Raw genomic sequence first — 26297 nt, forward strand, 5'->3', positions numbered from 1 at the left:
CCGGAGCTGTTTGGGCGGCGGCGCCAAGTGCCGCCGCCAACAGTTCAGGACTTGCCGACGAGCAAGGTAGCAGGCGTTCCGATGCGGGCTTCGAGGCGTCGGGCGAACCAGCCGATGATGGCTTCCCAAAGCTTGTCTTTGAGCACGGCGCCTTCGACATCGCTCTCCAGGTTCGGGTTGTCATTGATCTCAATGACATAGACGCCGTCCGGCGTTTCCTTGAGGTCGATGCCGTAAAGGCCTCGGCCGATCAATTTGGCGGCGGCCAGGGCCGTTTCGATGACGGCCGGCGGCGCGTCGGCGACATCAAAACTCGCAAACCCGCCCTCCAGCGATTTGCCGCCCTCGACATGTTTGATGATCTGCCAGTGGCCCTTGGCCATTTTGTATTGGCAGGCAAACAGCGCCTCCCCGTCCAGCACGCCAACCCGCCAGTCAAAACTGGTGGGCAGGTATTCCTGGGCGATGATCAGCGCAGTGTCCTCAAATAATTGCTTGGCCCGCACCCGCAGATCGGCCTCGGTCGAGACCTTGTGGACGGAGCGCGAGAACGAGCCGTCCGGCGCCTTGAGCACGACCGGCGTTCCCAAACGGTCCATCAACCCGTCCAGCGACTGGTTCTCATCGATCACTTCGGTGCGCGGCGCCGGCACGCCGCCCAGTTCCAGCAATTCCTTCAGGAAGACCTTGTTGGTGCAGCGGATCATCGACGTGGTGTCGTCAATCACCGGCATGCCCTCCTGCTCGGCCCGGCGGGCGAAGCGATAGGTGACATTGTCGATGGCTGTCGTCATGCGGATGAAGAGCGCGTCGTATTCGGCGAGGCTGGCCAGATCGTTGGGGCCGATCGGAGCAACTTCGACGCCCATGCGGGCCGCCACGGTCGCCAGCCGCTTCAACGATGCGGGCCTGGACGGCGGCATGTCTTCGGACGGGTCGGTCAGCACGGCAAGCGACCAGCGTGCCGGCGCCTTCTCCTTGCGGTCCGACCAGCCACGCTGGGTGTGGCGTGCCAGGGCATCGAGAAAGAAGGCGCGCGCCTCGCCCTTGAGCGCATTGGGCGCCAACGACCGGATCCGTTCGATCGCCTGTCCCGATTTGGTGAGCGTGACTTCCAGTACCGGCACCCGGAACCAGTCGAACAACAGTTTGCCGAAACGTCCAAGACCGGGCTGATCCACGCGCCCGAAGGCAATGGTCAGGGCGGATGGCAAAGACGCCGCGTCGGCGCGCTCACGGAGCAAGGCTGCGTTCAATTCCGGCAGGGCCTGGGCGTAGAGTGTCTTGCGCGACAGCTCGACCATGGTCTGGGCTGTCGGCGCAATCCGGTGACCACGGGCCTCGGCCAGCAGGGAGGCGTAATAGCCTTGCGTCTGGTAGCCGTAGGAGCGCGCCAGATTGAGAATATTGGGTCGCCGTTGGGTAAAAAGCCCCGGATTGGCGAGATAGTCGCGGACTCGCAGGACTTTGTGCGGGGTCTCGTGTTGGGCGAGATCATTCGGAAATTCGACAAGGATGAGCCAGTCGCTCACGAGGGGTCATGCTCCGCTGGAAAGGTTGTGGAACCGGTCCCGACGGGGCGCTCCAGAACCAAGGCTGTTTCGCCGTCCTCGTAATAGGCAATTCGCTTGTCATGCAAGCGAAAACCGAGGCGCTCATACAATTTGACCGCGGCCTTGTTCGAGGGCCGGACTTCAAGCCGTACACGGTCGCAATTCTCGGCCGCAGCGCAGGCAATGGCGGCTTGCAAAAGCGCGTCCGCAATGCCCTGGCGTCGCGACACCGGATCAACGGCCAGCGAATAGATGCGGGCCACCGTACTGCCTGTGCGCAGGCTGAGGGCGAGATAACCGCCCTGCCCGGTTTCGGCATCCGCAAGGAAGAAGCGCGTGCGACCACCGGTCAGCATGCGCCGGAGGTTGCGGCGCGCAAAACGATCCGCGGTGAAGCTGGCCGCCTCGATTGCGTCGATGCGATCAATGTCATCCCGCACCGCCAGGCGCACCGGGGTCGTCATCAGGCTTTCCAGTCGACCTTGTAGAGATCGAAGCGGCGATCGCGCAGATTGCGGACGGTGCCTTCCTGCCGCGCCCAATCGAGGTCGGTGAGATCGAGATCGGCGATCGCGACGGTTTCGACATTCTCGGTGCATTCGGCGGCGATGCCGTCGCGGGCAAAGCGGAAGTCGCACGGGGTGAGAATGCAGGACTGGGCGTATTGGATATCCATGTTTTCCACGCCCGGCAGATTTCCGACATTGCCGGACATCACGACATAGCACTGGTTTTCAATCGCCCGGGCCTGGGCGCAATAGCGTACGCGCAGATAGCCTTGGCGATTGTCGGTGCAGAAGGGCACGAAAAGCAGCTTGGCGCCCGCATCGACCAGCTTGCGGGCCAGTTCCGGGAATTCGCTGTCATAGCAGATCAGCACGCCGATCGGGCCGCAATCGGTGGGGATGGTGATGATCTCGTCACCGCCCAGGATATTCCACCAGTGACGCTCGGATGGCGTCGGGTGGATCTTCTCCTGGGCGTGGACCGAACCGTCACGCAGGAAGACATAGGCGACATTCTGGATATCGCCATCCTCGGTCCGGGTCGGGTGAGATCCACCGATGATGTTGATATTGTAGCTGATCGCCAGCTCGCGCATTTTCTCGACGAAATGCGGCGTGTACTCGGTCAGGCGTTCAATGGACTGGGCCGGGGTGAGACGGGTCTCCTCCAGCGCCAGAAGCTGCAGGGTGAAAAGCTCCGGAAACACCACGAAATCGCAGCGATAGTCCGATGTGACATCGACGAAGTATTCGATATTGCTGATGAATTCGTCGAAACTCTCGACCCGCCGCTGCTGGAATTGCACCGTCGCGACCCGAACAATGTCCTTTTGCCCCGGCGGCGCGTTGTCACTCAATTTTTGTTCAACGGCATAAGGGTTGCGCCACACCATGTGACTGGCCCAGCCACGCGAGGCGCGGTCGCTGGGCAAATAGGCTTTCAGGACGCCGATTGGCTCAAAGCCCATGCGCGCCTGGAAGCGGATCACCGGATCGGCGATCTCCTGGGCCATGACCGCATCGAGATAGCCCTTGGCGGTGGGGTATTGCTTGCGTTTGCGCTGCCAGTTCGGCATCCGGCCACCGAACACGATGCCTTCCAGCTCATAGCGCTCCGCGAGTTCCTTGCGGGCATCATACAGGCGCTGACCGATCCGCAATCGACGCCGCGCCGGATCGACACAGACCTCCATGCCATAGAGCCACTCGCCTTTCGGATTATGGCGCGAGGCATAGCCGCCACCGGTGATCGCATCCCAGGTGTGCGGTTTCAGCGCGGTCTCGCCATCAATGATGAAGCTGGCCGCATAGCCGACGATCTGGTCCTCATACTCGACGACAACCTGGCCATCGGCAAAATTGCTGATCTGGCCCTGCAGCATGCCGGCGGAATAGGCGCCCATTTCAGGATAGACCCGACCGACCAGATCAATGATCCGGGGAATATCGTCCAGCGTGGCATTACGGACATTGAGCGTCGAGCGACCGGGTTGGCTGGGCAATCATATCCCCTGTAAGGCGTTGACCCCGGCCCATGGCCGCAGGTGCTTTCAAGACTGATCCGTAGAGCAACCATCAGTGTCGTCAACGACAATATTGCCGGCATAACTGCAAGCTTCACCCCTGTTTTCGGGTAACATCCGCGCGCAAAGCGATCACGAAACCGTAGACGGGGCAGACGCGCGGCCAAATCGGCTTATCTCTTTAGGCAAGCAGGCACGGAAACCACACATGTTCTTTCGCACCTCCCGCCCCTGGCAGGCCCGAGAATCCCAGGTCACACCCAAGGGCTTGTTCCTCAATCGCCGCAAGATCATCGCTTCGGGCGGCGCCCTGGCCCTGTCAGGCCTGGCGGCGTGTGAGGCGGAGACGGCCAGCCAGCCGAGCGGTGGCGCGGCCTCCGGATCACGACCGACCAGCGGTGCGCTTGACTATCGAGGCACCGCTTATGACGTCGCGGATACGCAGACGCCCTACCCGGCTGTGACAGGCTATAACAATTTTTACGAATTCGGCGTCGGCAAGGATGATCCCGCCCGTTATGCCGATGCGATGACCACGGATCCCTGGTCAATCGAGGTCGAGGGTCATGCTGGTCGCACGGGTCGGTTTGCGCTCGAGGATGTTGTCGATTTCTCGAACCTGGAGGAACGCATCTACCGGCTGCGCTGTGTCGAGGCCTGGTCGATGGTCATTCCCTGGATCGGCGTACCGCTGGCGCAGGTCCTGGCAGCGTTCGAGCCGACATCGGACGCCCGCTACGTCCAGTTCGAAACCAAGCTGGATCATGACGAAATGCGGGGTACGCGGTTCCGGGTGCTCGACTGGCCCTATGTTGAAGGCCTGCGCATGGATGAGGCGATGAATGAGCTCGCCTTCCTGGCGGTCGGGCTCTATGGCGAGGTCCTGCCCAATCAGAACGGCGCCCCGGTGCGTCTCGTCGTGCCGTGGAAATACGGCTATAAGTCGATCAAATCGATCGTGAAAATCCGTTTTGTGTCGGAACAGCCGGAAACCAGTTGGAACCGGTCGGCGCCGCGCGAATACGGCTTCTATTCCAACGTCAATCCGAACCGCGCGCACCCGCGCTGGAGCCAGGCGTCGGAGCGGGTTATCGGTGGCAATGTCTTTGCCCGGCGGGATACCGAGATGTTCAATGGTTATGCCGAACAGGTCGCTCACATGTATGCCGGTATGGACCTGATCGAGAACCACTAGGCCGGACAGGATAATTTCGCCCCATGGCACGCAATCCGGTTCTGCGGACATTCAGCCGTCATATCATGAAGCCGCTCGCCTTCTGGCTTCTCGCCCTGCCCGGCCTGTGGCTGGGCTGGCAATGGGCGCTATTGCTCAGTGGCCAACCCCATGATCTCGGCTTCAATCCGATCGAGACCACGCACCGCTTTCTCGGTGATGCCGCCATCCGCATCCTGCTGGTTTCGCTGGCGGTGACGCCTGTGCGTGATCTGACCCGTTGGGGACCGATCATGATGATCCGGCGGCGGATCGGGCTGGCAGCCTTTTGGTATGCATTGCTGCACATCCTCGCCTATCTGGGCCTGGATCTTTTTTTGGCCGCCGGGATGAGTGTCTCCGGTGCCCTGGCGGGTCTGTGGCGCGATGTCGCCGAACGGATCTATATCACGCTCGGCATGACGGCTTTCGTGCTGCTCATTCCGCTTGCGATGACATCGTTCAACCGGGTGCAGCGCTGGCTTGGCGGCCGGCGCTGGCAAGGGTTGCACCGCCTTGCTTACCCGATCGCCATCCTGGCGGTCTTCCATCACGGCTTCATGGTCAAGGGCAATCAGCTGGGCCCATGGATCCATGGCGGCATACTGGCCGTGCTGCTCGGCTACCGGGTTTTCGGGATGATCGCCCGGACGAGGTCACAGGCCAGCGCCAAGGCCTCCTGACGCTTGATCACCAGCAGGGTGAGGCAGGATAGCCAAACCAGACAGGCCGCCACGAACAGGCCGCCGCCATCGCTATTGGGATCGATGCCCAGCGGGGTGAAGAGATGGAAGCTGACCGCGCCCGTCATGATGGCCAGTCCGAGCGCGCTGCCGAGCAGCTGAAAACGGCGAAATGCCGGTATAAATCCAATCAATAGGAGCGTGGAAGCAAGGAGTTCTGCCGATCCGATGACGTATTGGCTGAAGAGTCCGGCGTGATCAAACAGGCCCGGCGCGCCCCAGCCGGCGGCCCATCCATCGAGCCGCCCGAAGATCACTTGTGTTTCCGGCGCATCGGTAAATTTGTAGCGCAGCGAGTCGAGAAAGATCGCTGAAACAAAGAGTGGCAGCCCGAAGCGGACGGCCCGTGAAAGCCAGATCATCATGTGCATGTCTCCCAAGCCGCGACGCAGGCACGCCGTCGATTGCCCGTGCGATATGGTCTATCACGGTCACAAGCGAGTCACCCTTTAGCGAGGAAAGCGGAGCACATAATGGGCCTGCACATCACCGACGCCTTTGACAGCGGCAATATCGAAGTTCTCGACGCCGCCGATCCGGCCCGCATTCGCCTTGAAATCCGCAAGGACAATGGCTCCGACTTCTATCAATGGTTCCATTTCCGCGTGACCGGCGCGATGGGCGAACAACTCTCCATGGCGATCGAGAATGCCGGCGGCGCGGCCTATCTGGAAGGCTGGCCGGGCTATCAGGCCTGTGCCTCCTATGATCGCGAAACCTGGTTCCGGGTCGATACCGATTATGCCGACGGCACCCTTACCATCCACCACCTGCCCGAAGCGGACACCGTCTGGTTTGCCTATTTCGCCCCCTTCTCGATGGAACGGCATCAGGATCTGATCGCCTGGGCGCAGCTGCATCACGCTGTCGAACTGGAAGTGATCGGCGAGACGCTGGATGGCCAGACGATGGACCTGCTCACGGTGGGCGAACAGGACAGCGCCACCCGAACGATCTGGGTCACGGCGCGCCAGCACCCTGGCGAGACCATGGCGGAATGGTGGATGGAGGGTTTTCTCAGCCGCCTGCTTGACGATGACGATCCGGTTGCCCGCAAGCTGCGCGAACAGGCCGTCTTTTACATCGTGCCCAACATGAATCCCGACGGCTCCAGGCGCGGTCATCTGCGCACCAATGCCAAGGGCGTCAATCTGAACCGGGAATGGGACAAGGCGACGATCGAGAATTCTCCGGAAGTCTTCCACGTCCTGGGTCGCATGCGCGAGACCGGGATCGACCTGGCGCTCGATGTCCATGGCGACGAGGCCCTGCCCTACAACTTCATCGCCGGCGGCGAAGGTGCCCCGAATTTCGATGAGCGCGGCCAGGCGCTGCTGGACGGCTACAAGGACGCGCTCTGCCTCGCCAGTCCGGATTTCCAGACCGAGCACGGCTATGATGTCGACGCGCCCGGCACCGCCAACCTCTCCGTCTGCACCAATTATCTCGCCAATGAATTCAAATGCCTGGCGATGACTTTGGAGATGCCCTTCAAGGACAATGCCGACCTGCCGGACCCGGAGTTCGGCTGGTCGCCCGAGCGTTGTCGCAAGCTGGGGGCGGCCAATCTGGATGCCATGCTGGCCCTGGTCAGCGAGCTTTAGCGCATGACGATTTATGTCGATGCCGATGCCTGCCCGGTGAAGGACGAGATCATCCGGGTCGGAGAGCGCCACCAGGTCGAGATGCTGTTTGTCTGTGATGGCGGATTGCGGCGACCGAACTCGCAATGGGCGCGGCTGGTGATCGTCGAGGGCAAGCTCGACGCGGCCGATGACTGGATCGCGGAGCATATCGGGCCGGGCGATGTTTTCGTCACCGCCGATATTCCGCTCGCCGACCGGTGTATCAAGGCCGGCGCGATCGGCATTGATCCACGTGGCAAGCTCTGGACCGTCGACAATATCGGCGCCTCCCTGGCAACCCGCAATCTGATGACCGACCTGCGTGAAGCCGGGGCTGTCACCTCCGGTGCCAAGCCTTTCGGCCCCAAGGATCGCTCGGCCTTTCTCGACGGAATGGAACGCGTGATGCGGGCCGCTGCCGCCAAATAGCGCTAACATCCGATTTTTCAGCACACATTTGCGTGCGCGTGGCTTGACCTGCACGGCAAGCGCCTCAGGATAGCGCGCGATAGCCAAACCTGCCTGACAGGGCAGACGGGGAGAGATGATCATGAAACGTTTGATGACGGGCGTCGCTACGAGCGCCCTTCTGCTTGCTATGGCAGGCTGCAGCGCGCCGACCGAAGGGCCGGCTGCGAACACCGCCGATCAGGCAGCGAACACCTCGGTTGATGCACCGATCACGCTGGCCGATGCCGAGCAATTCCTGGCCGACGCCGAAAGCGAGCTGCGCGAGTTCAGCGAGTTCGGTGCGCGCACCGCCTGGGTGCAAAACAATTTTATCACCTATGACACCAATTGGCTGCTGGAGCGCATGTCGACCCAGGGCACCGAGATTGCCGTGCGCCTGGCGACCGAGACCGCGCAATACAATGATCTTGAGCTGACCACCGAGATGGCGCGCAAGATGAATGTCCTACGGGCCGGCATCACCCTGCCCGCCCCCTCCGACAGCGCGGCCGCAGCGCGCCTGTCCGAGCTGTCGACCCGCATGGGGTCGGCATACTCGACCGGTCTGATGGAAATCGACGGCGAGATGGTTGATCACAACGAGCTGGAAAACATCATGCGGACCAGCCGTGATCCCGAATTCCTGTCGCATGTCTGGGCTGGCTGGCGTGACAGCTATGGTCCCGAGCAGATGGCGACGGATTATGCCGAAATGGTCGAGATCGCCAACCAAGGTGCTCGCGATCTGGGCTTTTCCGACCTCGCCGAGATGTGGCTGTCAAACTACGACATGCCCGCCGACGAGATGGAGGCCGAGGTCGAGCGTCTTTGGGGCCAGGTCGAGCCGCTCTATGAACAACTCCACTGCTATGTCCGTGACGACCTCAACGAGCTTTATGGTGACGAGGTCCAGGCCGCCGAAGGTCCGATCCGGGCCGATCTGCTGGGCAATATGTGGGCCCAGTCCTGGGCGGCGCTGTCAGACGTGGCTTCGGTCAGCGATGCCGGCCCGGCCTATGATCTGACCCAGCTTCTTGTCGACGCCGAATACGACCCGATCCGCATGACCGAGACGGCGGAAAGCTTCTTCACGTCACTGGGCATGGAAGAGCTGCCGGACACATTCTGGGATCGCTCACTCATCACCCAGCCGCGTGACCGCCAGGTCGCCTGCCATGCATCGGCCTGGAATCTCGACAGTGTCGATGATCTGCGCATCAAGATGTGTACGCGCGTCAATGCCGACGACTTCGTCACCGTGCACCACGAGCTGGGCCACAACTTCTATCAGCGCGCCTATAACCAGCAGGACTTCCTCTTCCAGGGCGGCGCCCATGACGGTTTCCACGAAGCCATCGGTGATTTCATCGCCCTGTCTGTGACCCCGGATTATCTGGTTCAGATCGGCCTGCTCGATCAAGCCGATGTGCCGGACGCGTCGGCGGATCTGGGCTTGTTGATGGATACGGCCCTCGACAAGATTTCCTTCCTGCCCTTCGCCATCATGATGGACCAGTGGCGCTGGCGGGTGCTGCGCGGCGAGATCCAGCCGGAAAACTACAATGACGCCTGGTGGGAATTGCGCGAGAGCTATCAGGGTATTGTGCCGCCGGTGGAACGCGGCGATGGCGCTTTCGATCCGGGCTCGAAATACCATATCGCCAACAATGTTCCCTACCTGCGCTATTTCCTGAGCTTCATCATGCAGTTCCAATTCCATGAAGCGGCTTGTGAAATGGCCGGCTGGGAAGGCCCGCTGCACCGTTGCTCGATCTATGGCAATGAGGAAGTCGGCGCCCGCTTCAACGCGATGATGGAAATGGGCGCCAGCCAGCCCTGGCCGGACGCGCTGGAAGCCTTCACCGGCACCCGCGAGATGGATGGTTCGGCGATCATTGCCTATTTCCAGCCGCTGATGACACATCTGGAAGAACAGAACGCCGACCGCAATTGCGGCTGGTAATCAATCCATCGGGTTGAGTGAAAGGCGGCGCCGCACCGGGGCCGCCTTTTTTGTTGCTCGCCTTAGCCGCCGAGGAAGACGCGCTCGATGGTCCACCAGATCGCCATCAGGGCAATGGCCGCCGAGGCAATCCGCACCAACCACGGATACCAGCTCGTATCGGCAAAGCGGTGAAGGACAAGCCAGCACACGCCGACAATCGTCAGCTGCCCCGCTTCGACACCAACATTGAAGCTTAGGAGGGAGGGCAAAATCTGGTCCTGCGGCAGGCCGTAGTCGGACAGGACCCCGGCAAATCCCAGACCGTGGAAAAGGCCAAAGGCGAAGACGATCGCCGGACGCCAGCGCGTCATGTCCTTGAAGACCAGGTTTTCGATGGCGACGAAGGCGATCGACAAGGCGATGATCGGTTCGACAATCGCCGGGTCCAGCGTCACATAACCCAGCGTGGCAAGGCCGAGCGTGAGGGTGTGGGCCAGGGTGAAGGCGGATATCTGCCAGATCAGCGGCTTCATCCGCGTCGAGGCGAAAAACAGTGCCAGCACGAACAGGATATGATCCAGCCCCATCGGCAAAATGTGGACATAGCCCTGGCGCAGATAGAGGGCGATCACGTCCCAGACGGTTTGTTCCACTGCAGTGTCCAAGACACGCCCCCCGATTGACAGGCCGCAGGCTAGGCAGGCGCGGCGGGCGCTTCAAGCGTGCGGCGCGGTTGCCAGTGAGCCTTGTTAGCCCCTACACCTCGACGCAACGACGACGGCATCCGCGAGTCGGTCAGACGCGCGACCGGAGAACGGGGAGTAACGGCATGAGTGAGGGTTTCACCACCCAGGTCGATGTGTCTGGTGAGGACATTCACTGGGATTTCAAGGACGAGATGTCCTATGGCGGCTATCTCGCGCTCGACACGCTTCTGGCGGCGCAAAAGCCGATCACCGACGAGCATGACGAGATGCTGTTCGTGATCATCCACCATGTCGCCGAGCTGTGGATGAAACTTCTGCTTCACGAGACCGGTGCCGCTTTGGACGACCTGCGCCGCGATGATGCAGGCCCGGCCTTGAAAAAGTTCGCGCGCGTCAGCCGTATCCAGGAGCAATTGATTCAGGCTTGGGAAGTCCTGGCCACCATGACGCCCGCCGATTACCTCGCCTTTCGCGACAAGTTGGGCGCGTCCTCCGGTTTCCAGTCCTTCCAGTACCGCACGCTGGAATACCGGCTTGGAAACAAGAATGGCGCCCTCGCCCGCGTCCATGCCAGCAACCCGCCGGCCCACAAAATGGTCAGCGACGCGCTCAACACGCCCAGCCTGTGGGACGAGGCGCTGCGCTGGCTGTCGCGCAAGGGTTATGACATTCCGGCCGACAAGCTGGAGCGTGACTGGTCGCAGCCCTATGAGGCGAGTTCCGCTGTCGAGGATGTCTGGCGCACGGTCTACCGCGACAGCGACACGCATTGGGAAGCCTATGAGCTGGGCGAAAAACTGGTCGATCTGGAACACAAATTCCAGCAATGGCGCTTCAATCACATGAAGACCGTCGAGCGCATCATCGGCTATCGCCGCGGCACCGGTGGCACGGGTGGCGTCTCCTATCTGGTGAAAGCGCTTGATCTGCGTTTCTTCCCGGAAATCTGGACCGTACGGACTTCGCTCTGACGCCATGGCCAAGCTCTGGGACATATCGCAAACGCTTCGCCCTGCCCTTCCGGTCTGGCCGGGCGACACCGCCTTCAAGTGCGAGGCGGTCTGGACGATCGGGCCGGACTGCCCGGTCAAGGTCTCGCGCCTGACATTGTCGACCCATAGCGGCGCCCATGCCGATGCGCCCAGCCATTACGACCCGGACGGGATCGACATGGCTGCGGCCGATCTCACGCCCTATGTCGGACCGTGTGTCCTGCTCACCGCCAGCGGCGAGAGCTCACACGTGCGCCCTGACGATCTCGACTGGACCCGGATCACCGGCGAGACGCGGGTGCTGGTCCGGACCTATGCCGAATTTCCGTATGAACGCTGGGATTCGCACTTCCGCGCCCTGCACGCCGACACGATTGGCCGCCTCGCCGCCGTCGGCTGCCGCTTGATCGGGGTAGATGCCGCCTCGCTCGATCCGGAAACCTCCAAGACCATGGACGCACACCATGCCGTCCAGCGTCACGATATGCGGATACTGGAAGGCCTTGTCTTCGACGACGTGCCCGATGGCCGCTACGAGCTCATCGCCCTGCCACTCAAGATCGCCGGCGCCGATGCCGCGCCGGTGCGCGCTGTATTGAGAGACGTGCCATGACCCGCCTGGATGATGTCCGCGCCCTCGATGCGGCCGACCCGCTCGCCGGTTTCCGCAACCGCTTTGCCCTGCCCGAAGGCGTAATCTATCTCGACGGCAATTCGCTGGGCGCCTTGCCGGCTAATGTTCCGGCCCGCATGGACCGCATGATCCGCGAGGAATGGGGTGTTGATCTCATCCGCTCCTGGAACACGCATGACTGGATCAACGCGCCGCGGCGCCTGGGGGCGAAAATTGCCCGATTGATCGGCGCCAAACCGCATGAGGTGATCGCAGGCGAGTCGACATCCGTCAATATTTTCAAGGCCCTCACGGCATGCCTTCAGCTGGCGCCGGAGCGGTCCGTCATTCTTTCCGAGGCCGGGAATTTCCCGACTGACGCCTATATGATGGAAGGCTTGGCGGCCCTGTCCGGTGGGCGTATCCGGCAAAGCCTGGTCGCCAGCGACGCCATCGAGGCAGCGCTCAACACCGATGTCGCAGCGCTTTTGCTGACCCATACGCACTACAAGTCCGGTCGCCTGCACGATATGGCCGACCTGACCGCCAAGGCGCAACAGCTCGGCATTCCGGTGATCTGGGATCTCAGCCACAGCGCCGGCGCCCTGCCGGTCGAACTGAATGCCTGCCACGCCGATTTCGCAGTCGGTTGCGGCTATAAATATCTCAATGGCGGGCCGGGAGCGCCGGCCTTCCTGTTCGTTGCCGAACGCCATCACGACGCGATCTTCCCGGTCCTGTCCGGCTGGCTGGGCCATGCCCGACCGTTTGACTTCCGCGATGACTACGAGCCGGCGGCCGGCATTGACCGTTTCCAGTGCGGCACGCCGGCCATTCTCGGCATGGCGGCGCTGGAATGCGGGCTCGATATCATGCTGGAAGCCGATATGGCGACCATCCGCGCCAAGTCGCAGGCGCTGGGTGATCTTTTCATCGAGCTGGTCGAGGACCGCCTCGAGGGGTTTGACCTGCGCAGCCCGCGCGAGGCCGCCGTGCGCGGCTCGCAAGTCTCGATCGCGCACGAAAACGGTTATGCCATCATGCAGGCGTTGATCGCCAGCGGCGTGATCGGGGATTTCCGGGCGCCGGACATATTGCGCTTCGGCTTCACCCCGCTTTACGTCGGTTATGAGGATGTCTGGACGGCAGTCGACACGCTGGCCACGATCATGCGGACAGGCGAATGGCGTGAAGACCGCTTCAATGTCCGCGCTGCCGTGACCTGAGCCTGACACCCGGGACCTGTTTCGCACTGGCGAACGATCCGCCGGGGTCGGGAATGCACGGTTCAACCCGCCGCCACTTGTCGATACTGTCCACCCGCCGCGCCAGAGTCGGCATTTGAATCAGCCGCCGCGAGGAGTTTGCCATGCGTCAATTCTACGTCTTCATCAAATGCGAGCTGGGTCACACCTATGACGTCGCCGCCAAGCTGGTCGATGATCTCGACGAAGCGCCAATGGTGCATTCCATCTCCGGCGCCTTTGACCTGCTGGCCCGGTTCACGCTGAAAGACGAGGCCGATATCGGCCGCTTCGTGAACCAGAAAGTCCAGACAATTCCGGGCATCAAGGACACCCAGACCATCATCTGTTTCAACGCCTTTACCCGCGACCAGGGTCTCGGCGACGGCTGAACCCCACGTCAAAGCGAGTACATGCCATGCATTTTGGTGTCTTCGACCTGTTCAAGATCGGTGTTGGTCCGTCCAGCTCGCACACGGTCGGCCCGATGAAAGCCGCGAAGGTCTTCGTCGAGCGTGTGCTGTCGGAGACCGCCGAACAGCCGATCGCACAGCTGCAGACCGAACTCTATGGCTCGCTTGCGCTGACGGGACTCGGTCATGGCACCGACACCGCCGTACTGCTGGGTTTGGAGGGGCACGACCCCGCGCGGATCAATCCGGACAGTATACCCGCCCGCTTGGCCCGCATTCGCGAGGACAAGACGCTGAAACTCGCCGATGGCCGCGAGATCGGGTTCGAGGAACGCCGAGATCTTGATTTTCGCGGTGATATCCGCCTGCCCTTCCATGCCAATGCGATGAAGTTCCGCGCCCTCGGTGAAGATGGCAGCGTTTTGCGCGAAGAGATTTGGTATTCGATCGGCGGCGGTTTCGTGATCGACGAGCACGAGGCCGGGCGCAACTCCGCCGCCGATGTGAAAGAGGGTGAGCCCTACCCGTTCAACTCGGCCGCCGAGCTGCTCGAAATTGGTGAGCGAACCGGCTTGTCGATCTATCGCATCATGCTCGCCAATGAGCGCACCTTCCTGCCAGAGGACACGATCCGGGCCGGGATTGAGGGGCTGTGGCGGGCGATGGAAGACTGTATCGATCGCGGTCTGCGTCATGATGGCGTGCTGCCCGGCGGCCTCAACGTCAAACGCCGCGCCCCCAAAATGCATCGCGATCTGGTGGCAGAGCCGGTCGATCCCAAGAAAGATCCGCTGGCGGCGATGGACTGGATCAATCTGTGGGCCATGGCCGTCAACGAGGAAAACGCCGCCGGTGGCCGTGTCGTCACGGCGCCGACCAATGGCGCTGCTGGCATCATTCCGGCCGTGGCCCGCTATTTCGACAAATATCATCGCGACCAGGATGACGAGGAAGCGCTTCAGCGCTTCTTCCTGACCGCTGCGGCCATCGGCTCGCTCTACAAAAAAAATGCCTCCATCTCCGGCGCCGAGGCTGGTTGTCAGGGTGAAGTCGGCGTTGCCTGCTCGATGGCTGCCGCCGCGCTCGCCGCCGCCATGGGCGCCAATAATGCCCAGATCGAGGACGCGGCCGAGATCGGCATGGAACACAATCTCGGCCTGACCTGCGATCCGGTCGGCGGACTGGTCCAGATTCCGTGCATCGAGCGAAATGCGATCGGCGCGATCAAGGCCATCGACGCGGCCCGGCTTGCCTTGCGGGCGACCTCCTCGGACATGAAGGTCTCGCTCGACCAGGTTATCGAAACGATGCGCCAGACCGGCGTCGACATGCAGGAGAAGTACAAGGAAACCAGCCAAGGCGGCCTCGCCGTCAATGTGGTTGCCTGCTAAATCGAAATGCACGCAAAGGTATAGTCGTGTCGCGTTCGAATTTGTGGTAGATTGCGCGTCCCGGCCGGAATGGCCGGAGTGTAGTTCGCAGTTTCCTGTCTCAAACGAGCAATATGAAGGCGAACATCATGACATCTTCTCACACCAACAATGTGATCCTGCAGTCCGACGATATCCAGTCGATCATCTATATCGACGGCACATTCGTCATTACCGACGGCCAGCCCTATGATTCCGGCCCGACGCCGAAAAATCTCGGCAAGGGACAATGGGAAATCACGGTCAATTGCGGTCGCAAGAAATCCGACCCCGTGGCCGACAAGTTCAACGGGCTTTGCGGTGGCGCACTCCACGAATACGCGCCGCAGGGTGGCGGTGGCGGAACGCCGGACCAGTTGAACTTCATGTTCGGCGTCCAGGTCACCTTCGCCAATGCGACACCCATTACGCTCTACCTCGCCCAAGGCAGCAATTCGTCGCACAATAACTGGTGGATCGGCGGCCAGAATGTCGTCAATGACGGCAAGCCCGACCTCATTCTCATTTCCAACAATCTGCCCATTCAGGTCATGCGCCTGTCCGGGTCGGTGTCGGAAATCGTCTTCGAGACGTTGGCAACCAGTGTTTCCAAGGACAAGCTCGCGACCGCGTAGCGGTTGTCGGCGCCACCGGACAGTCCCTCTCCCCCCGGGCTGTCCGGTCAGGCGTCCTCGCCCAGCTCGGTGACGGTCCGTCCTTCTGACAGGGTCTCGGCGCCGGAGACGACCACCCGGTCACCCGCTTCAACCTCGCCGGCAATGGCGATATAACCATCGGTGCGCACGCCCGGTGCAACTGCGACCTGGTGCGCGATGTCGTCATCATCAATCACGAAGACGAAATTGCCATTGGCGCGCAGGATGACCGCGTCATAGGGCGCGGCGAGTTGGGTCCGCGGTGTCTCCGCTGGCAGGGCGACACGGGCGGCCGAGCCGATGATCCAGTCCGACCCTTCCAGATCAATCCGGACTTCGAATGTCCGCGATACGGCGTTGCCGACGGGAATGATGGCCCGGATCGGGGCGCGAATGGCGCTGGCATCGGACAGGGACAAAGTCACATCCATGCCGACACGCAGGAAGGGCGCCACCGCCACCGGCACCTGGGCGACCGCTTCCTTGTGTTCGATATCGACAAGGCGGGCGATATCGCGACCCGGCGCCGACAATTCCCCGACCTGGATCAGACGTTCGGCGACGCGGCCTGCGAACGGCGCCCGGATCTGGGTGCGCTCAAGGGCAAGTTCGGCCCGGTCGAGCGCCGAGCGCGCCTCACGCGCGTCCTGGACAGCCAGGTCGCGGGCCAGTTCAACCTCGCGCAAGCGCGTCGCCGGCACGGTGCCGTTTTCTGCCAATTGTTGATAACGCGCCGCCTCGGCACCCTGATAGCTGGCATTGGCGGCGGCGCGGGAATGGCGTGCCCGGGCGGATTCCAGGTCGATCCGGGCCTGGCGGTCATCCATCTGGGCAATCAGTCCGCCCTCGGCAATCTCGTCGCCCGGCTCGGCGATGAAGGTGATGCGGCCGGATGCCTCGGCGGCAATCTGGGCATCATTGCGCGACATCACACTGGCCGGCGTCATGATCGTCCGCGCCATGTCCAGCGACACGACTTCCGCGGTGCGCACCACGGCGGGGGGCGGCGCCTGCTGCGCGTGAACCGGCGCCGTGGCCAAACCGATGGCGAGGGCGAGCGGTATGAGTGTCCGGATGAGCGTTTGAGCCAGCATGTGTATGCCTTCCCTTTCGGGCCTATTCGGCCGGAATTGTCTGTGTCGATTGTGCGCGCGTTTTGCGGGCGCCCTCACCCAGCCGCAGCAGGCAGGGAATGAGGATGAGGGTGAAGACCAGGCTGATGCTCATGCCACCGACGATCGCCGCAGCCAGCCCGCGATAAATCGCGCTGCCGACGCCGGGAACCAGCAACAGCGGCAGCATGCCCAGCAAACTCGTCATGGTCGACATGAAGATCGGCCGAAGGCGCATTTGCAATGCCTGTTCAACGGCCTCGCGGCGGCCAAGCCCGTCACGCTCGCCCTGCCGGGTCTGGTCCACCAGCAGGATGGCATTGTTGATCACCAGGCCGAGCAGGATGACGAAACCCATCATGGTCAGAAGATCGAGTGGCTGGGTGACGAAGAGGTTGAGTATCTGCAGCATCGCCACACCGCCGACGCCCGCCAGCGGGATCGAGACCAGTACCAGCACCGCGTCGCGCAGCGAGCGGAACATGCCGGCAAGGATCAGGAAGAGAATGACCATCGCCATGCCCATATTCATCAGCATGGTGTTGATCGCCCGGTCGAGACTGTCGGCACTGCCGCCATAGATCACCGAGCCATCGGCCGGTAATTCAGCGCGGATGGCCGGTTCGACCTCGTCCTGGACCACGGTCAGGATTTCTTCCAGCGAGACGCCCTCGGGCTGGTTGATATTGATGGTCACCGTGCGGCGGCGATTGAGACGCTGAATGCCCCCGACACCCACTTCCTCGCGGATCTGGACGAGATCACCCAGCGGCACCACGGCACCGGTCGGCGTGGCAATCGGCAGGCCGGCGAGCTGGTCCGGCGTGGCCCAGCCTTCCGAACGCAGGATGATGTTCATCCGGCTTTCGCCATCGAAATATTCGCCGATGAACTGGCCATCGCCGAGCATGGAAATCATGCCGGCCACATTGCGGCGGGCCCAACCCGCTTCCTGGATGCGGCGGTCATCAGGCACCAGGGTCAGGCGCGGCTGGGTCGATTGCGGCGGCGGATTGGCATTGATGTTGACGCCCGGGAAGCGCTCGCGCAGCAGCTGCAAACCGACCTGGGTCGCCCGCGCCCGCGCGCCTTCGTCCGAGGACTGGATATTGACCTGGATATTGCCGCCCTGTGAGAAGCCGCCGAACAGATTGCCCTGTTGCGCAAAACCGATCACATCGGGAATGCCGGTGATGATCTCCTCGCGGACGATGCGTTCCAGCTCGCCAACGCGCGACTGGTCCTGCACCCGGATGCCCGCCGTCGCACCGCCACCGCCGGGGAAAGTGCCGAAATAATAATTGCGCAGAGCCGGTTCGCGCTCGCCGGACATGTAGGGGGCGAGGCGTTCGATCACCGTGGCCGCGACTTCTTCTTCGATCCAGTCGAGATTGGAGCCGGGCGGGAACATGAAGAAGGCATCGACTGCGTCGCGCTTGACCGGCGGTAGATAATCCATCGCCGGACGCGAGAACCAGGTGAAGGCCAGTGGCAGGGCAATCAGCAAGGCGGCGACACCGATCCGGCGGCGCGGGCTGTCGCTGATCATCAGCACGAACCCGCCGATGCGGTTGAGAATGGGCTGCCGCGTGACAGTGGTGCGGTCCCGTATCCAGTATTTCGCCGCCACCGGCAGGATGGTCACCGCGACGATCATCGAAATCGCCACCCCAACCGCGATGGTCACGGCCAAGTCGGCAAATATCTGGCCTTCGGCATTGCGGGTGAAGATGATGGGCAGGAAGATCGCCACGGTCGTCGTGGTCGAGGCCAGAAGTGCGCCCCAGACCTGCTGGGCGCCCTTGTCGGAGGCGGTGTCCGCATCCTCCCCGGCCTCGCGTCTTCGGATGATGTTTTCCAGCACAATGATCGCCGCATCCATCACCATGCCGGTGGCGAAAGCGAGACCGGCGAGCGAAATCACATTGAGCGAGCGTCCGAGCAGGAACAGCACGATCAACGTCGACAGCAAGGAGACGGGGATGGCCAGCGAGATGATCAGCGTCGCCCGCGCCCGGCGCAGGAAAAGCCAGAGGCCGAAGATCGCCAGTGCGACACCGAGCGCGAGATTGGTCCGCAGAAGGTCGATGGCGCGCATGATGAAGACCGACGCATCAAAGGACGGCGCCATGACCAGCTGGCGCTCGGCGAGAAGGTTTTCGTTGATGTCGGCCACTTCCGCCTTCACCGCATCAAGCGCCGACAGGACATTGGCGCCGGGTTGGCGGCGGACCTCGATGCCCATGGCTGGATTGCCGTTCTGGTAGGTGAAATTGTTGCGCTCGCCGAAATTGACGGCGACCGTCGCGACGTCGCCCAGACGCACCGGCGTGCCATCGCGCCAGACAATGACCAGCTCGTCCAATTCCTCCGGCTCGAATTCGCCCTCAAACCGCATCTGATAGGACCGCCGGCCGATCTCGGCATTGCCGCCAGAGACGTCGGAATTGTTGACGATGGCACCGGAAATCTGCGGCAGGGTCACGCCCAGGGCGGCCGCGCGATAGGGGTCGATCGTGACCTGCAGCTCCTCGGGACGCTGACCCCAGCCGATCTGTACGCTGGCAACACCGGGAATGGCTTCCAGCCGCGGAATGACAGTGTCTTCGACGAAGGCGGAATAGTCGTGGATCTCGTTCGGATTGCCCGGCAGTGCCTGCATGAAGAACCAGATCAGGCTCTGCTGTGCGTCACCGCCAAAACCGCCGATATTGGGGCCGACGGCATCGCGCGGCAAAGGTGGCAATTGCGACAGGCGGTTCGAGATCTCGATCGCCGTCTGGGTCATGTCGGTTTCAAGTGCGAAGGTGAGATTGATGAAGGCCGAGCCCTCACCCACGAACACGCGCATTTCCTCCAAGCCCGGAAGGCCGGTCAGCAATTGCTCCTGCGGTTCGATGATCTCGCTTTCCATCTCCAGCGGCGAGGCGGAGCGCCAGAAAGTCGCGATATTGACTTGCGGCCGCTCGGTATCAGGAAAGAGCTGGATCGGGAGTTTGGTGAACGCCACGACGCCCATCAGGGCAATCAGGGCGATGCCGACAAAAACGGCGGCCGGATTGTTCAGCGACAAACGTGTCAATGGCATGTGAGTCTCCCCTCGCATGCCGGTCCTAGCCGAGTACACCTGTCCGGGAGTGTGAAACGCAGATTAAACAATGCTAAGGCGGCTCACGCATCCGTGAGCCGCCTCGACATTTCAACAGTTTGTGTGTGCCGCTCGATCAGGCAGGCTCGTGCTGGAGCAGGCTGTCGGAGACGGTGTATTTCGCCTCGGTCTGGGATGCGACAAGATCCAGCGAAACGCCGGGTGCCAGTTCGATCAGCTTGAGACCATCCTCGACCACATCAAACACGCCGAGCGTAGTGATGATGCGGTGGACGCAGGCCTTGCCAGTCAGCGGCAGGGTACATTCCTTGAGCAATTTCGGCTCACCGGCCTTGTTGGCGTGATCCATGATCACCACCACGCGCTTGACGCCGGCGACCAGGTCCATGGCGCCGCCCATGCCCTTGACCAGCTTGCCCGGGATCATCCAGTTGGCGATGTCGCCGCCCTCGGAGATTTCCATCGCGCCCAGGATGGACAAGTCGATATGGCCGCCGCGGATCATGCCGAAACTGTCCGCCGAGGAGAAATATGAGGTCCGGCGCAGCTCGGTGATCGTCTGCTTGCCGGCATTGATCAGGTCAGCATCAACCTCGTCATCATAGGGAAACGGCCCCATGCCCAGCATGCCGTTCTCCGACTGCAGGGTGACGTCAATGTCCTCAGGAATGTGATTGGCCACCAGGGTCGGGATGCCAATGCCGAGATTGACGTAGAAACCGTCCTGCAATTCCTGGGCGGCGCGAGCCGCCATGTCATCACGTGTCCAGGCCATTATGCGACCTCCCTCTCACGAATGGTGCGTTGTTCGATGCGCTTTTCAAAACTGCCGACAAACAGGCGCTGGACGAAAATGCCAGGCGTGTGGATCTCGTCCGGATCCAGCGAGCCGAGCTCAACGATTTCCTCGACCTCGGCCACGGTGACCTTGCCGGCGGTCGCCATCATCGGGTTGAAATTGCGTGCTGTTTTGCGGAAGACGAGATTGCCCTGCGGGTCGGCCTTCCAGGCCTTGACGATGGAGACATCAGCCTTGAGGCCGGTTTCCATGATGAAGGTCTCGCCGTCGAACTCGCGATGTTCCTTGCCCTCGGCGATCAGCGTGCCGACGCCGGTCTTGGTGAAGAAACCGGGAATGCCGGCTCCGCCAGCGCGAATCCGCTCGGCCAGCGTGCCTTGCGGATTGAATTCCAGCTCTAGCTCGCCGGACAGGAATTGGCGCTCGAACTCCTTGTTCTCACCGACATAGGAGGAGACCATTTTCCTGATCTGCTTGGCGTCCAGCAGCACGCCGAGACCGAAACCGTCAACACCGCAATTGTTTGAAATCACGGTCAGGTCCTTGACGCCGGACTTGTGCAGAGCGGCGATGGAATTTTCCGGAATGCCACACAGGCCGAACCCGCCGGCCATGATCGTCATCCCGTCGAAGACCAGCCCGTCAAGCGCGGCCTGGGCGTCGGCAAAAACCTTTTTCATGCGAACCCCGTTTCAAAGTTGATATTCGGTTCATGTTTATATCGCGCAAGCCGCAAATTGCTAGCCCGCGTCTGATGTCGGCCCGCCCTCACCGGTTTGACCGGTCCGGGCCGCCTTGACCCGGTTGTCGATCTCGATCGCCAGTGCGCCTCCGAAGAAGACGGCATAGGCCGACCAGTAAATCCACAACAGGAAGACGACAAGTGCACCAAGTGACCCATAGACGCTGAAATCGATCACTTCACCGACATAGGTGGAAAATCCTTTCGACAGGCCCAGCCACAAGGATGTGGCAACGATGGCCGCCGCTGTCGAGGCCCGCCAGCTCACCGCTACGTGCCGTTTGCGCATGGTCACGCGATAGAGAAGCTCCAGCGCGATGAACATGAAAGCCGCTGCGGCCGACCATTCATTGATGATCGAGTCCATGTCCAAGGCTTCCAGCCCGACCATGCGGAACAGACGGGCAAGCAGGACGGGGATCAGCAGCACCGCCAGATTGGCGGCCGTCAGCAGTGCGCCGCCGACCAGGACGCTCATCATGGCGAGGATGTTGAACTGGAGAATATTGCGGATATCGCGATCTTCCGCGAGATGATTGAGGCCGGCAATGATCGCCTTGGCGCCGCGCGAGGCCGCGAAAAGTGCGATCAGCAAGGCGATGAAACCGTTCAGCGACAGGGCGGCAATCGGCGCGTCGGCCAGTCGTCCCATCTGTCCCAGAACGAAATCCTGTGCCCCTGGCGGCATGACTTCGGCAAACCGGGCGATCTGTTGTTCGGCATCGGTTGCCGAGAAAACCAGACCATAGACCGACATCGCGAGGGCGATTGCCGGGAACAGGGCCAGCATGCCGAAGAAGGAGGCCCCACCGGCGAACAGCATGACGTCGCGCGCCATCGATCGGCTGACGGCGGCAATGATGACAGCGGCGAAACGGATCAAAAAATGGTGTTTCGGCGGGTTCGGGTTGAGTGGTGTGTTCATGTCCTGTCGAATGCAAATCACGCGCCGCTGAGTCTAGCAGACCAGGCCGGCTTCAGGCGCGGAAAATCAGACCGGTAGTCAGGACGTCGAGATGTCATTTTCCAAAGCCGTTGACCTGCTCCGGCTGGCCCGCCTCGCGACCAGCTTTAATGGCATTTCGTTGAGCGAGATCGAGGCTGAATTTGGCTGCGTCCGCCGCACGGCACAGCGCATGACCCAGGCGTTGGAACAGGTATTTCCGGACACCGAAGACCATGTCGATGGCGAGGGAATCAAGCGCTGGCGGGTGCCGCGTCGCCGGGTCGGCGAGTTTTTTGCGCCGCAGGCCGATGAAGTTGCGGCACTGGAACTGGCGCTCTCGACACTTCAGCGCGACGGTCTTGGCCGTGAGGCCGGCCAGTTGCGCAGCCTGCGTTCGAAGATTGATCTATTGATGCCGGACCGTGGCCGGGCCCGGGTCGAGGCCGATGAGGAAGCCTTGCTGGAAGCCATGGGGCATGCCGCCCGCCCCGGACCACAACCCGCGTCGGATCCGCAAGTCGATGCCGCGATCGCCGACGCCCTCAAAGGCCCCTTCGTGCTGAAAATCCGCTATCGCGGCCGCCGCGATGAGACGGCGCGGGACCGCTGGATCGAACCCTATGGGCTGCTGCTCGGCGCCCGGCGCTACCTGGTCGGTCGCGACCGCGACCGGACGGACGGCCATATGCGGCACTTCCGCGTCGAGGACATCGAGCAGGCCGAAGCCACAGCCGACTGGTTCGCCCGCGAGGACGGATTTGATTTCGACGCCTATGCCAATCGCGCCTTTGGTGTCTTCCAGGATGAGCGTGAATTCGGCGAAGTGGTGTGGAAATTCAGCCCGGACGCGGCACCACATGCGGCGCGATATCGCTTCCATCCTGGCCAGACCAGCCAAACCGGTGAAGACGGGGCGCTCACAGTGCGTTTTGAGGCCTGCGGCTGGCTGGAAATGTGCTGGCATCTTTATGCGTGGGGCGACCAGGTTGAAGTGCTTGCCCCACCGGAACTGGCCGAGATGGTCCGCGATCACCGCCGCAGCGATTTTCCCGGCTTGCCATGACGGAAAACTAGCGGATCGCGATCCGCACGGTTTCCGCCGGCTGCCAGGACGGCATGGAATGGCCGTCCGACGTGCTCATGGCCAGCTGATAGCCCTTGTTCAGATAGCGGCAGACCGAGCGCAGATCTTCGACGTGCAAACAGTCGATCTCGTCACCGGGACGCTGCATGCGGTAAAAACCATCGCGGAAACGGTGCGGCACCACATTGCGCAAACCGCTGACACCTTCGACATAAGCATTGATCGCGATAGCCATTGTGATCTCTCCATACGTGCATTCGCTTCGTTGAGGATCACAATGACAGGGGTGCCAGACAAAACCTGTCACCCCTTCCGGGGCCTGTCATTTCAGGCGCCCACAAAGAAGAAACGCCGATCATTGGGGGTGATCGGCGTTTCGGGGGCTATCTTTACGATACCGAGTTCAGCGAACGAGCGAGGGACTAAAAAGATTGTCCGCTGATCTCGAGGATGAAGATGACGCACGCCCCCTGAACCCGACATGAACGCTTTCCTGAACGGCTATCCATCGTCTAACCTGTCCCGGCTACTCCCCGACTCCAGACTGCCAGACCGGACCCGCGCTTGCCCCAGCCCGCTGTTTCTTCCATCGACCAGATCGCGCTTGACCGGATCTGCGAGGCCCATGAACGCCTGCTCGCCGGAAAGCCGGGCGGGCAATTGGCGCGCTTGGCCGGTCAGGTCCTGACCGGATTGTCGCTGACTGGTCGAAACCTGTCTGATGCGGATCTGCGTGATTGTGTGATGACGGGCTGTGATCTGAGCGCAGCGGACCTGCGTGGCGCCCGACTGGCCGGCGCCCGTCTCGATGGTGCCAATCTGGCCCGGTGCCAGCTGGACGGTGCGGACCTGCGCGGCTGCGACTTTACCGGCGCTGACCTGACGGCGAGCCAGTGCAGCGGTGCGGATTTCCGTGAATTGGCCCGACCGGGATCGCCGGGCGTCAGCCGCTCAGCATCGGCCAGCCAAGCAACGCGGCTGGATGCCGCCAGCCTGTCCGGCTCGGTCCTTGATGGTGCCCGCCTTGCGGGCGTCAGCGCCCGTGGCACCCAATTCGACGAAACCAGCCTGGCCGGCACCCGCTTTCATCGGGCCGATCTGGAAGGCGCGGTCTTTGCCGGCGCCCTGATCGCCACCACCAGCTTTGGCAGTGCCAATCTCTCCAACGCCGATTTTCGGGGCGTCGCCGAGACCGAAGCCGACATGGCGATGGCGACCACCAAGGGCATGCTGACCGGCGCCCTGCCCGACAAACGCCAATTGCCGGACCTGCCGCCCGACAGTGACAGTCGCACGCCGCAACAGCGCATTGATGATCATATCAAACGTGTCCGGACCGGCGGCAAGGAAGGCAGTCCGGCCCGGCTGGACGGTTGCGATCTGCGTGCTGTCGCAGGGCTCACCGGGGCGTCGCTCACGGCGCTGCAGGCGGTACAGGCCAATCTGAGCGGGCTTGACCTGCGCGGCGCCGAGCTGCAGGGCGCGCGCCTGACCGGGGCCGATCTGCGCCGTTGTGACTTGCGCCAAACCGACCTGCGCGGCGCAGACTTGGCCGGCGCCAATCTCGCGCATGCCGATTTGCGCGGTGCCTGTCTCGACCCGCTCACGCTGGGTGGTGGACGCGAGCTGCCAGTCAATCTGATGGACGCTCGTCTGCGCTTTGCGGACCTGCGCGATTGCGATCTGTCGAAGGCCCGCACAACAGGCTGCGACACGGCCCATGCCCGCACCTGAACGGGTCAGGGTTAGCCGTCAATCATCCAGCCAGTCGGCCAAGACGGCCTCATGGTCGGCGCCGGGCGTCGGCGCCTGTCCCTGGATCGCACCGGGCGTGCGTGAAAAGCGCGGCGCCGGGGCCGCCTGGCGAACCCCGTCCAGCTCGACATAGACACCGCGTTCCACCATGTGTGGATGCGTGGCCGACTCCTCAAAGTCCAGAACCGGCGCAAAACAGGCATCGCTTCCTTCGAGCAAGTCGCACCAGTGATCGCGGGATTGGCTCTTGAACAGGGCCGCCAGTTCGGCCTTTGCCTCGGGCCAGCCCTTGCCGCTCCAATCGGCTGGCCATTTGCCGCCGTCAAAGCCCGTCTTCTCGCACAGCAACGTATAGAATTCCGGCTCGAGCGGGCCGACCGAGATGAAACCGCCATCGGCGCACTCATAGACCGTGTAGAAGTGCGCGGCACCGTCGAGCAGATTGGTGCCGCGATCGCGGGACCACAGGCCAAGCGCAGCCAGCTGGTGCTGCGAGGCCATGAGGGACGCCGCCCCGTCGACGATTGCGGCGTCCACAACCTGGCCCTCGCCCGTCGCGCGGGCATGGTGCATGGCGGCGAGCACGCCAAAGCCCAGATACATCGCCCCGCCACCGAAATCGCCCACAAGATTGAGCGGAATGGTCGGCTTGTCGGTGTCCCCGATGGACCCCAAAGCTCCGGTCAGGGCGATATAATTGAGGTCATGGCCGGCGGCATGAGCCAGCGGGCCGAACTGGCCCCAACCGGTCATCCGCCCATAGACCAATGCCGGATTACGCGCCAAGGCGACATCCGGTCCAAGGCCCAGGCGCTCCATCACGCCGGGTCGGTATCCCTCCAACAGAATATCCGCCGATGCGATCAGACGCAGCGCGATTTCGAGTTCGGCCTCGCTCTTGAGATCGAGCGCGACCGAGCGCCGCCCCCGGCCCAGCACGTCCGCCGCGCCCAGCCCAAGCGCGCCCGGGCGGTCAATCCGCACCACGTCCGCGCCCATGTCCGACAGCATCATGGCGCAGAAGGGAGCCGGACCCAGACCAACAAACTCCACCACTTTAACGCCTTTTAGAGGACCTTGGGCTTTCATGGGGCTTCACCTCTCGAATCGATTGTTTTGAAAGCGTGGCACTTGTGACAAACTCGCGAAACACCGGAG

The 26297-nt window shown here is 62.3% G+C and carries 25 protein-coding genes; 13 read left to right on the forward strand and 12 right to left on the reverse strand.

Annotated features, from left to right (window positions below; translation table 11 throughout):
• Positions 1 to 44: 44 nt before the first annotated feature.
• Genes C7435_RS03750 through C7435_RS03760 form a run of 3 tightly spaced genes read right to left on the reverse strand, consistent with a single transcriptional unit; the run spans position 45 to position 3561 of the window.
• Positions 45 to 1532 carry a RimK family ATP-grasp domain-containing protein gene (locus C7435_RS03750; protein ID WP_121210107.1) on the reverse strand — a complete coding sequence of 496 codons (1488 nt, stop codon included), beginning with the start codon at positions 1530 to 1532 and terminating at the stop codon, positions 45 to 47.
• Positions 1529 to 2017, reverse strand: a complete 489-nt coding sequence (locus tag C7435_RS03755; RefSeq protein WP_121210108.1) for a GNAT family N-acetyltransferase — start codon at positions 2015 to 2017, stop codon at positions 1529 to 1531. The genes C7435_RS03750 and C7435_RS03755 overlap by 4 nt, the downstream gene beginning before the upstream one ends.
• Positions 2017 to 3561, reverse strand: a complete 1545-nt coding sequence (locus tag C7435_RS03760) for a bifunctional GNAT family N-acetyltransferase/carbon-nitrogen hydrolase family protein (RefSeq protein ID WP_075189838.1) — start codon at positions 3559 to 3561, stop codon at positions 2017 to 2019. The genes C7435_RS03755 and C7435_RS03760 overlap by 1 nt, the downstream gene beginning before the upstream one ends.
• 229 nt (positions 3562 to 3790) lie before the next feature.
• On the opposite strand from C7435_RS03760, the gene msrP reads away from it, so the two are divergent.
• Positions 3791 to 4777: a protein-methionine-sulfoxide reductase catalytic subunit MsrP gene (msrP, locus tag C7435_RS03765; protein WP_121210109.1), complete on the forward strand. Its 987-nt coding sequence runs from the start codon at positions 3791 to 3793 to the stop codon at positions 4775 to 4777.
• A gap of 23 nt (positions 4778 to 4800) precedes the next feature.
• Positions 4801 to 5478 carry a protein-methionine-sulfoxide reductase heme-binding subunit MsrQ gene (locus C7435_RS03770; protein ID WP_121210110.1) on the forward strand — a complete coding sequence of 226 codons (678 nt, stop codon included), beginning with the start codon at positions 4801 to 4803 and terminating at the stop codon, positions 5476 to 5478.
• Here C7435_RS03770 and C7435_RS03775 read toward each other — a convergent pair.
• Positions 5418 to 5903: a hypothetical protein gene (locus C7435_RS03775; RefSeq protein WP_121210111.1), complete on the reverse strand. Its 486-nt coding sequence runs from the start codon at positions 5901 to 5903 to the stop codon at positions 5418 to 5420. The two genes, C7435_RS03770 and C7435_RS03775, sit on opposite strands and share 61 nt — an antisense overlap.
• 114 nt (positions 5904 to 6017) lie before the next feature.
• On the opposite strand from C7435_RS03775, the gene C7435_RS03780 reads away from it, so the two are divergent.
• The 3 genes from C7435_RS03780 to C7435_RS03790 all read left to right on the forward strand — a co-directional run bounded on the left by C7435_RS03780 (position 6018) and on the right by C7435_RS03790 (position 9576).
• On the forward strand, positions 6018 to 7142 hold the full coding sequence (locus C7435_RS03780) for a M14 family metallopeptidase (protein ID WP_121210390.1): 1125 nt from the start codon (positions 6018 to 6020) through the stop codon (positions 7140 to 7142).
• 3 nt (positions 7143 to 7145) lie between these two features.
• Entirely contained in the window at positions 7146 to 7592 is a 447-nt protein-coding gene (locus C7435_RS03785; RefSeq protein WP_121210112.1) for a YaiI/YqxD family protein, read from the forward strand.
• Between the two features lie 121 nt (positions 7593 to 7713).
• Positions 7714 to 9576, forward strand: a complete 1863-nt coding sequence (locus tag C7435_RS03790) for a M2 family metallopeptidase (protein WP_121210113.1) — start codon at positions 7714 to 7716, stop codon at positions 9574 to 9576.
• 62 nt (positions 9577 to 9638) lie between these two features.
• Here C7435_RS03790 and C7435_RS03795 read toward each other — a convergent pair whose 3' ends face one another.
• Positions 9639 to 10223, reverse strand: a complete 585-nt coding sequence (locus tag C7435_RS03795; RefSeq protein WP_233350674.1) for a HupE/UreJ family protein — start codon at positions 10221 to 10223, stop codon at positions 9639 to 9641.
• A gap of 164 nt (positions 10224 to 10387) precedes the next feature.
• Here C7435_RS03795 and kynA point away from each other — a divergent pair, with 164 nt between their 5' ends.
• The 6 genes from kynA to C7435_RS03825 all read left to right on the forward strand — a co-directional run bounded on the left by kynA (position 10388) and on the right by C7435_RS03825 (position 15571).
• Positions 10388 to 11236 carry a tryptophan 2,3-dioxygenase gene (gene kynA / locus C7435_RS03800; protein WP_121210115.1) on the forward strand — a complete coding sequence of 283 codons (849 nt, stop codon included), beginning with the start codon at positions 10388 to 10390 and terminating at the stop codon, positions 11234 to 11236.
• Positions 11237 to 11240: 4 nt separating this feature from the next.
• On the forward strand, positions 11241 to 11870 hold the full coding sequence (gene kynB, locus C7435_RS03805; protein ID WP_121210116.1) for an arylformamidase: 630 nt from the start codon (positions 11241 to 11243) through the stop codon (positions 11868 to 11870).
• A complete protein-coding gene (gene kynU, locus C7435_RS03810; RefSeq protein ID WP_121210117.1) occupies positions 11867 to 13096 on the forward strand; it encodes a kynureninase in 1230 nt (409 codons plus the stop codon). The genes kynB and kynU overlap by 4 nt, the downstream gene beginning before the upstream one ends.
• Positions 13097 to 13239: 143 nt before the next feature.
• Positions 13240 to 13506: an Lrp/AsnC ligand binding domain-containing protein gene (locus C7435_RS03815; protein ID WP_075189847.1), complete on the forward strand. Its 267-nt coding sequence runs from the start codon at positions 13240 to 13242 to the stop codon at positions 13504 to 13506.
• Positions 13507 to 13532: 26 nt separating this feature from the next.
• Positions 13533 to 14918: an L-serine ammonia-lyase gene (locus tag C7435_RS03820; RefSeq protein ID WP_121210118.1), complete on the forward strand. Its 1386-nt coding sequence runs from the start codon at positions 13533 to 13535 to the stop codon at positions 14916 to 14918.
• 128 nt (positions 14919 to 15046) lie between these two features.
• Positions 15047 to 15571 (forward strand): hypothetical protein, encoded by a 525-nt coding sequence (locus C7435_RS03825; RefSeq protein ID WP_147422623.1) that lies wholly within the window; start codon positions 15047 to 15049, stop codon positions 15569 to 15571.
• Between the two features lie 47 nt (positions 15572 to 15618).
• On the opposite strand, the gene C7435_RS03830 is transcribed toward C7435_RS03825, so the two are convergent.
• From C7435_RS03830 to C7435_RS03850, 5 genes are all read right to left on the reverse strand, one after another.
• The gene (locus C7435_RS03830; RefSeq protein WP_121210120.1) at positions 15619 to 16686 is read right to left on the reverse strand and encodes an efflux RND transporter periplasmic adaptor subunit; all 1068 of its coding nucleotides are present in this window, start codon (positions 16684 to 16686) and stop codon (positions 15619 to 15621) included.
• 22 nt (positions 16687 to 16708) lie between these two features.
• Complete coding sequence (locus tag C7435_RS03835; protein WP_121210121.1) at positions 16709 to 19792, reverse strand: efflux RND transporter permease subunit; 3084 nt, start codon at positions 19790 to 19792, stop codon at positions 16709 to 16711.
• 136 nt (positions 19793 to 19928) lie between these two features.
• Positions 19929 to 20588, reverse strand: a complete 660-nt coding sequence (locus tag C7435_RS03840) for a CoA transferase subunit B (protein WP_121210122.1) — start codon at positions 20586 to 20588, stop codon at positions 19929 to 19931.
• Positions 20588 to 21292 (reverse strand): CoA transferase subunit A, encoded by a 705-nt coding sequence (locus C7435_RS03845; RefSeq protein ID WP_075189852.1) that lies wholly within the window; start codon positions 21290 to 21292, stop codon positions 20588 to 20590. Before C7435_RS03845 ends, C7435_RS03840 begins: the two co-directional genes overlap by 1 nt.
• Before the next feature lie 60 nt (positions 21293 to 21352).
• Complete coding sequence (locus tag C7435_RS03850; RefSeq protein ID WP_121210123.1) at positions 21353 to 22279, reverse strand: YihY/virulence factor BrkB family protein; 927 nt, start codon at positions 22277 to 22279, stop codon at positions 21353 to 21355.
• Between the two features lie 91 nt (positions 22280 to 22370).
• Here C7435_RS03850 and C7435_RS03855 point away from each other — a divergent pair, with 91 nt between their 5' ends.
• Complete coding sequence (locus C7435_RS03855) at positions 22371 to 23363, forward strand: helix-turn-helix transcriptional regulator (RefSeq protein ID WP_121210124.1); 993 nt, start codon at positions 22371 to 22373, stop codon at positions 23361 to 23363.
• Positions 23364 to 23370: 7 nt separating this feature from the next.
• Here the strand turns inward: C7435_RS03855 and C7435_RS03860 are convergent, their stop codons facing one another.
• Positions 23371 to 23619 carry a hypothetical protein gene (locus C7435_RS03860; protein ID WP_075189855.1) on the reverse strand — a complete coding sequence of 83 codons (249 nt, stop codon included), beginning with the start codon at positions 23617 to 23619 and terminating at the stop codon, positions 23371 to 23373.
• Between the two features lie 329 nt (positions 23620 to 23948).
• Between C7435_RS03860 and C7435_RS03865 the strand changes: the two genes are divergently transcribed.
• The gene (locus tag C7435_RS03865) at positions 23949 to 25118 is read left to right on the forward strand and encodes a pentapeptide repeat-containing protein (protein ID WP_121210125.1); all 1170 of its coding nucleotides are present in this window, start codon (positions 23949 to 23951) and stop codon (positions 25116 to 25118) included.
• 18 nt (positions 25119 to 25136) lie between these two features.
• Here the strand turns inward: C7435_RS03865 and C7435_RS03870 are convergent, their stop codons facing one another.
• On the reverse strand, positions 25137 to 26228 hold the full coding sequence (locus tag C7435_RS03870) for a CaiB/BaiF CoA transferase family protein (protein WP_121210126.1): 1092 nt from the start codon (positions 26226 to 26228) through the stop codon (positions 25137 to 25139).
• Positions 26229 to 26297: the final 69 nt, after the last annotated feature.

This window comes from Maricaulis maris, assembly GCF_003634045.1.
Classification (GTDB): domain Bacteria; phylum Pseudomonadota; class Alphaproteobacteria; order Caulobacterales; family Maricaulaceae; genus Maricaulis; species Maricaulis maris.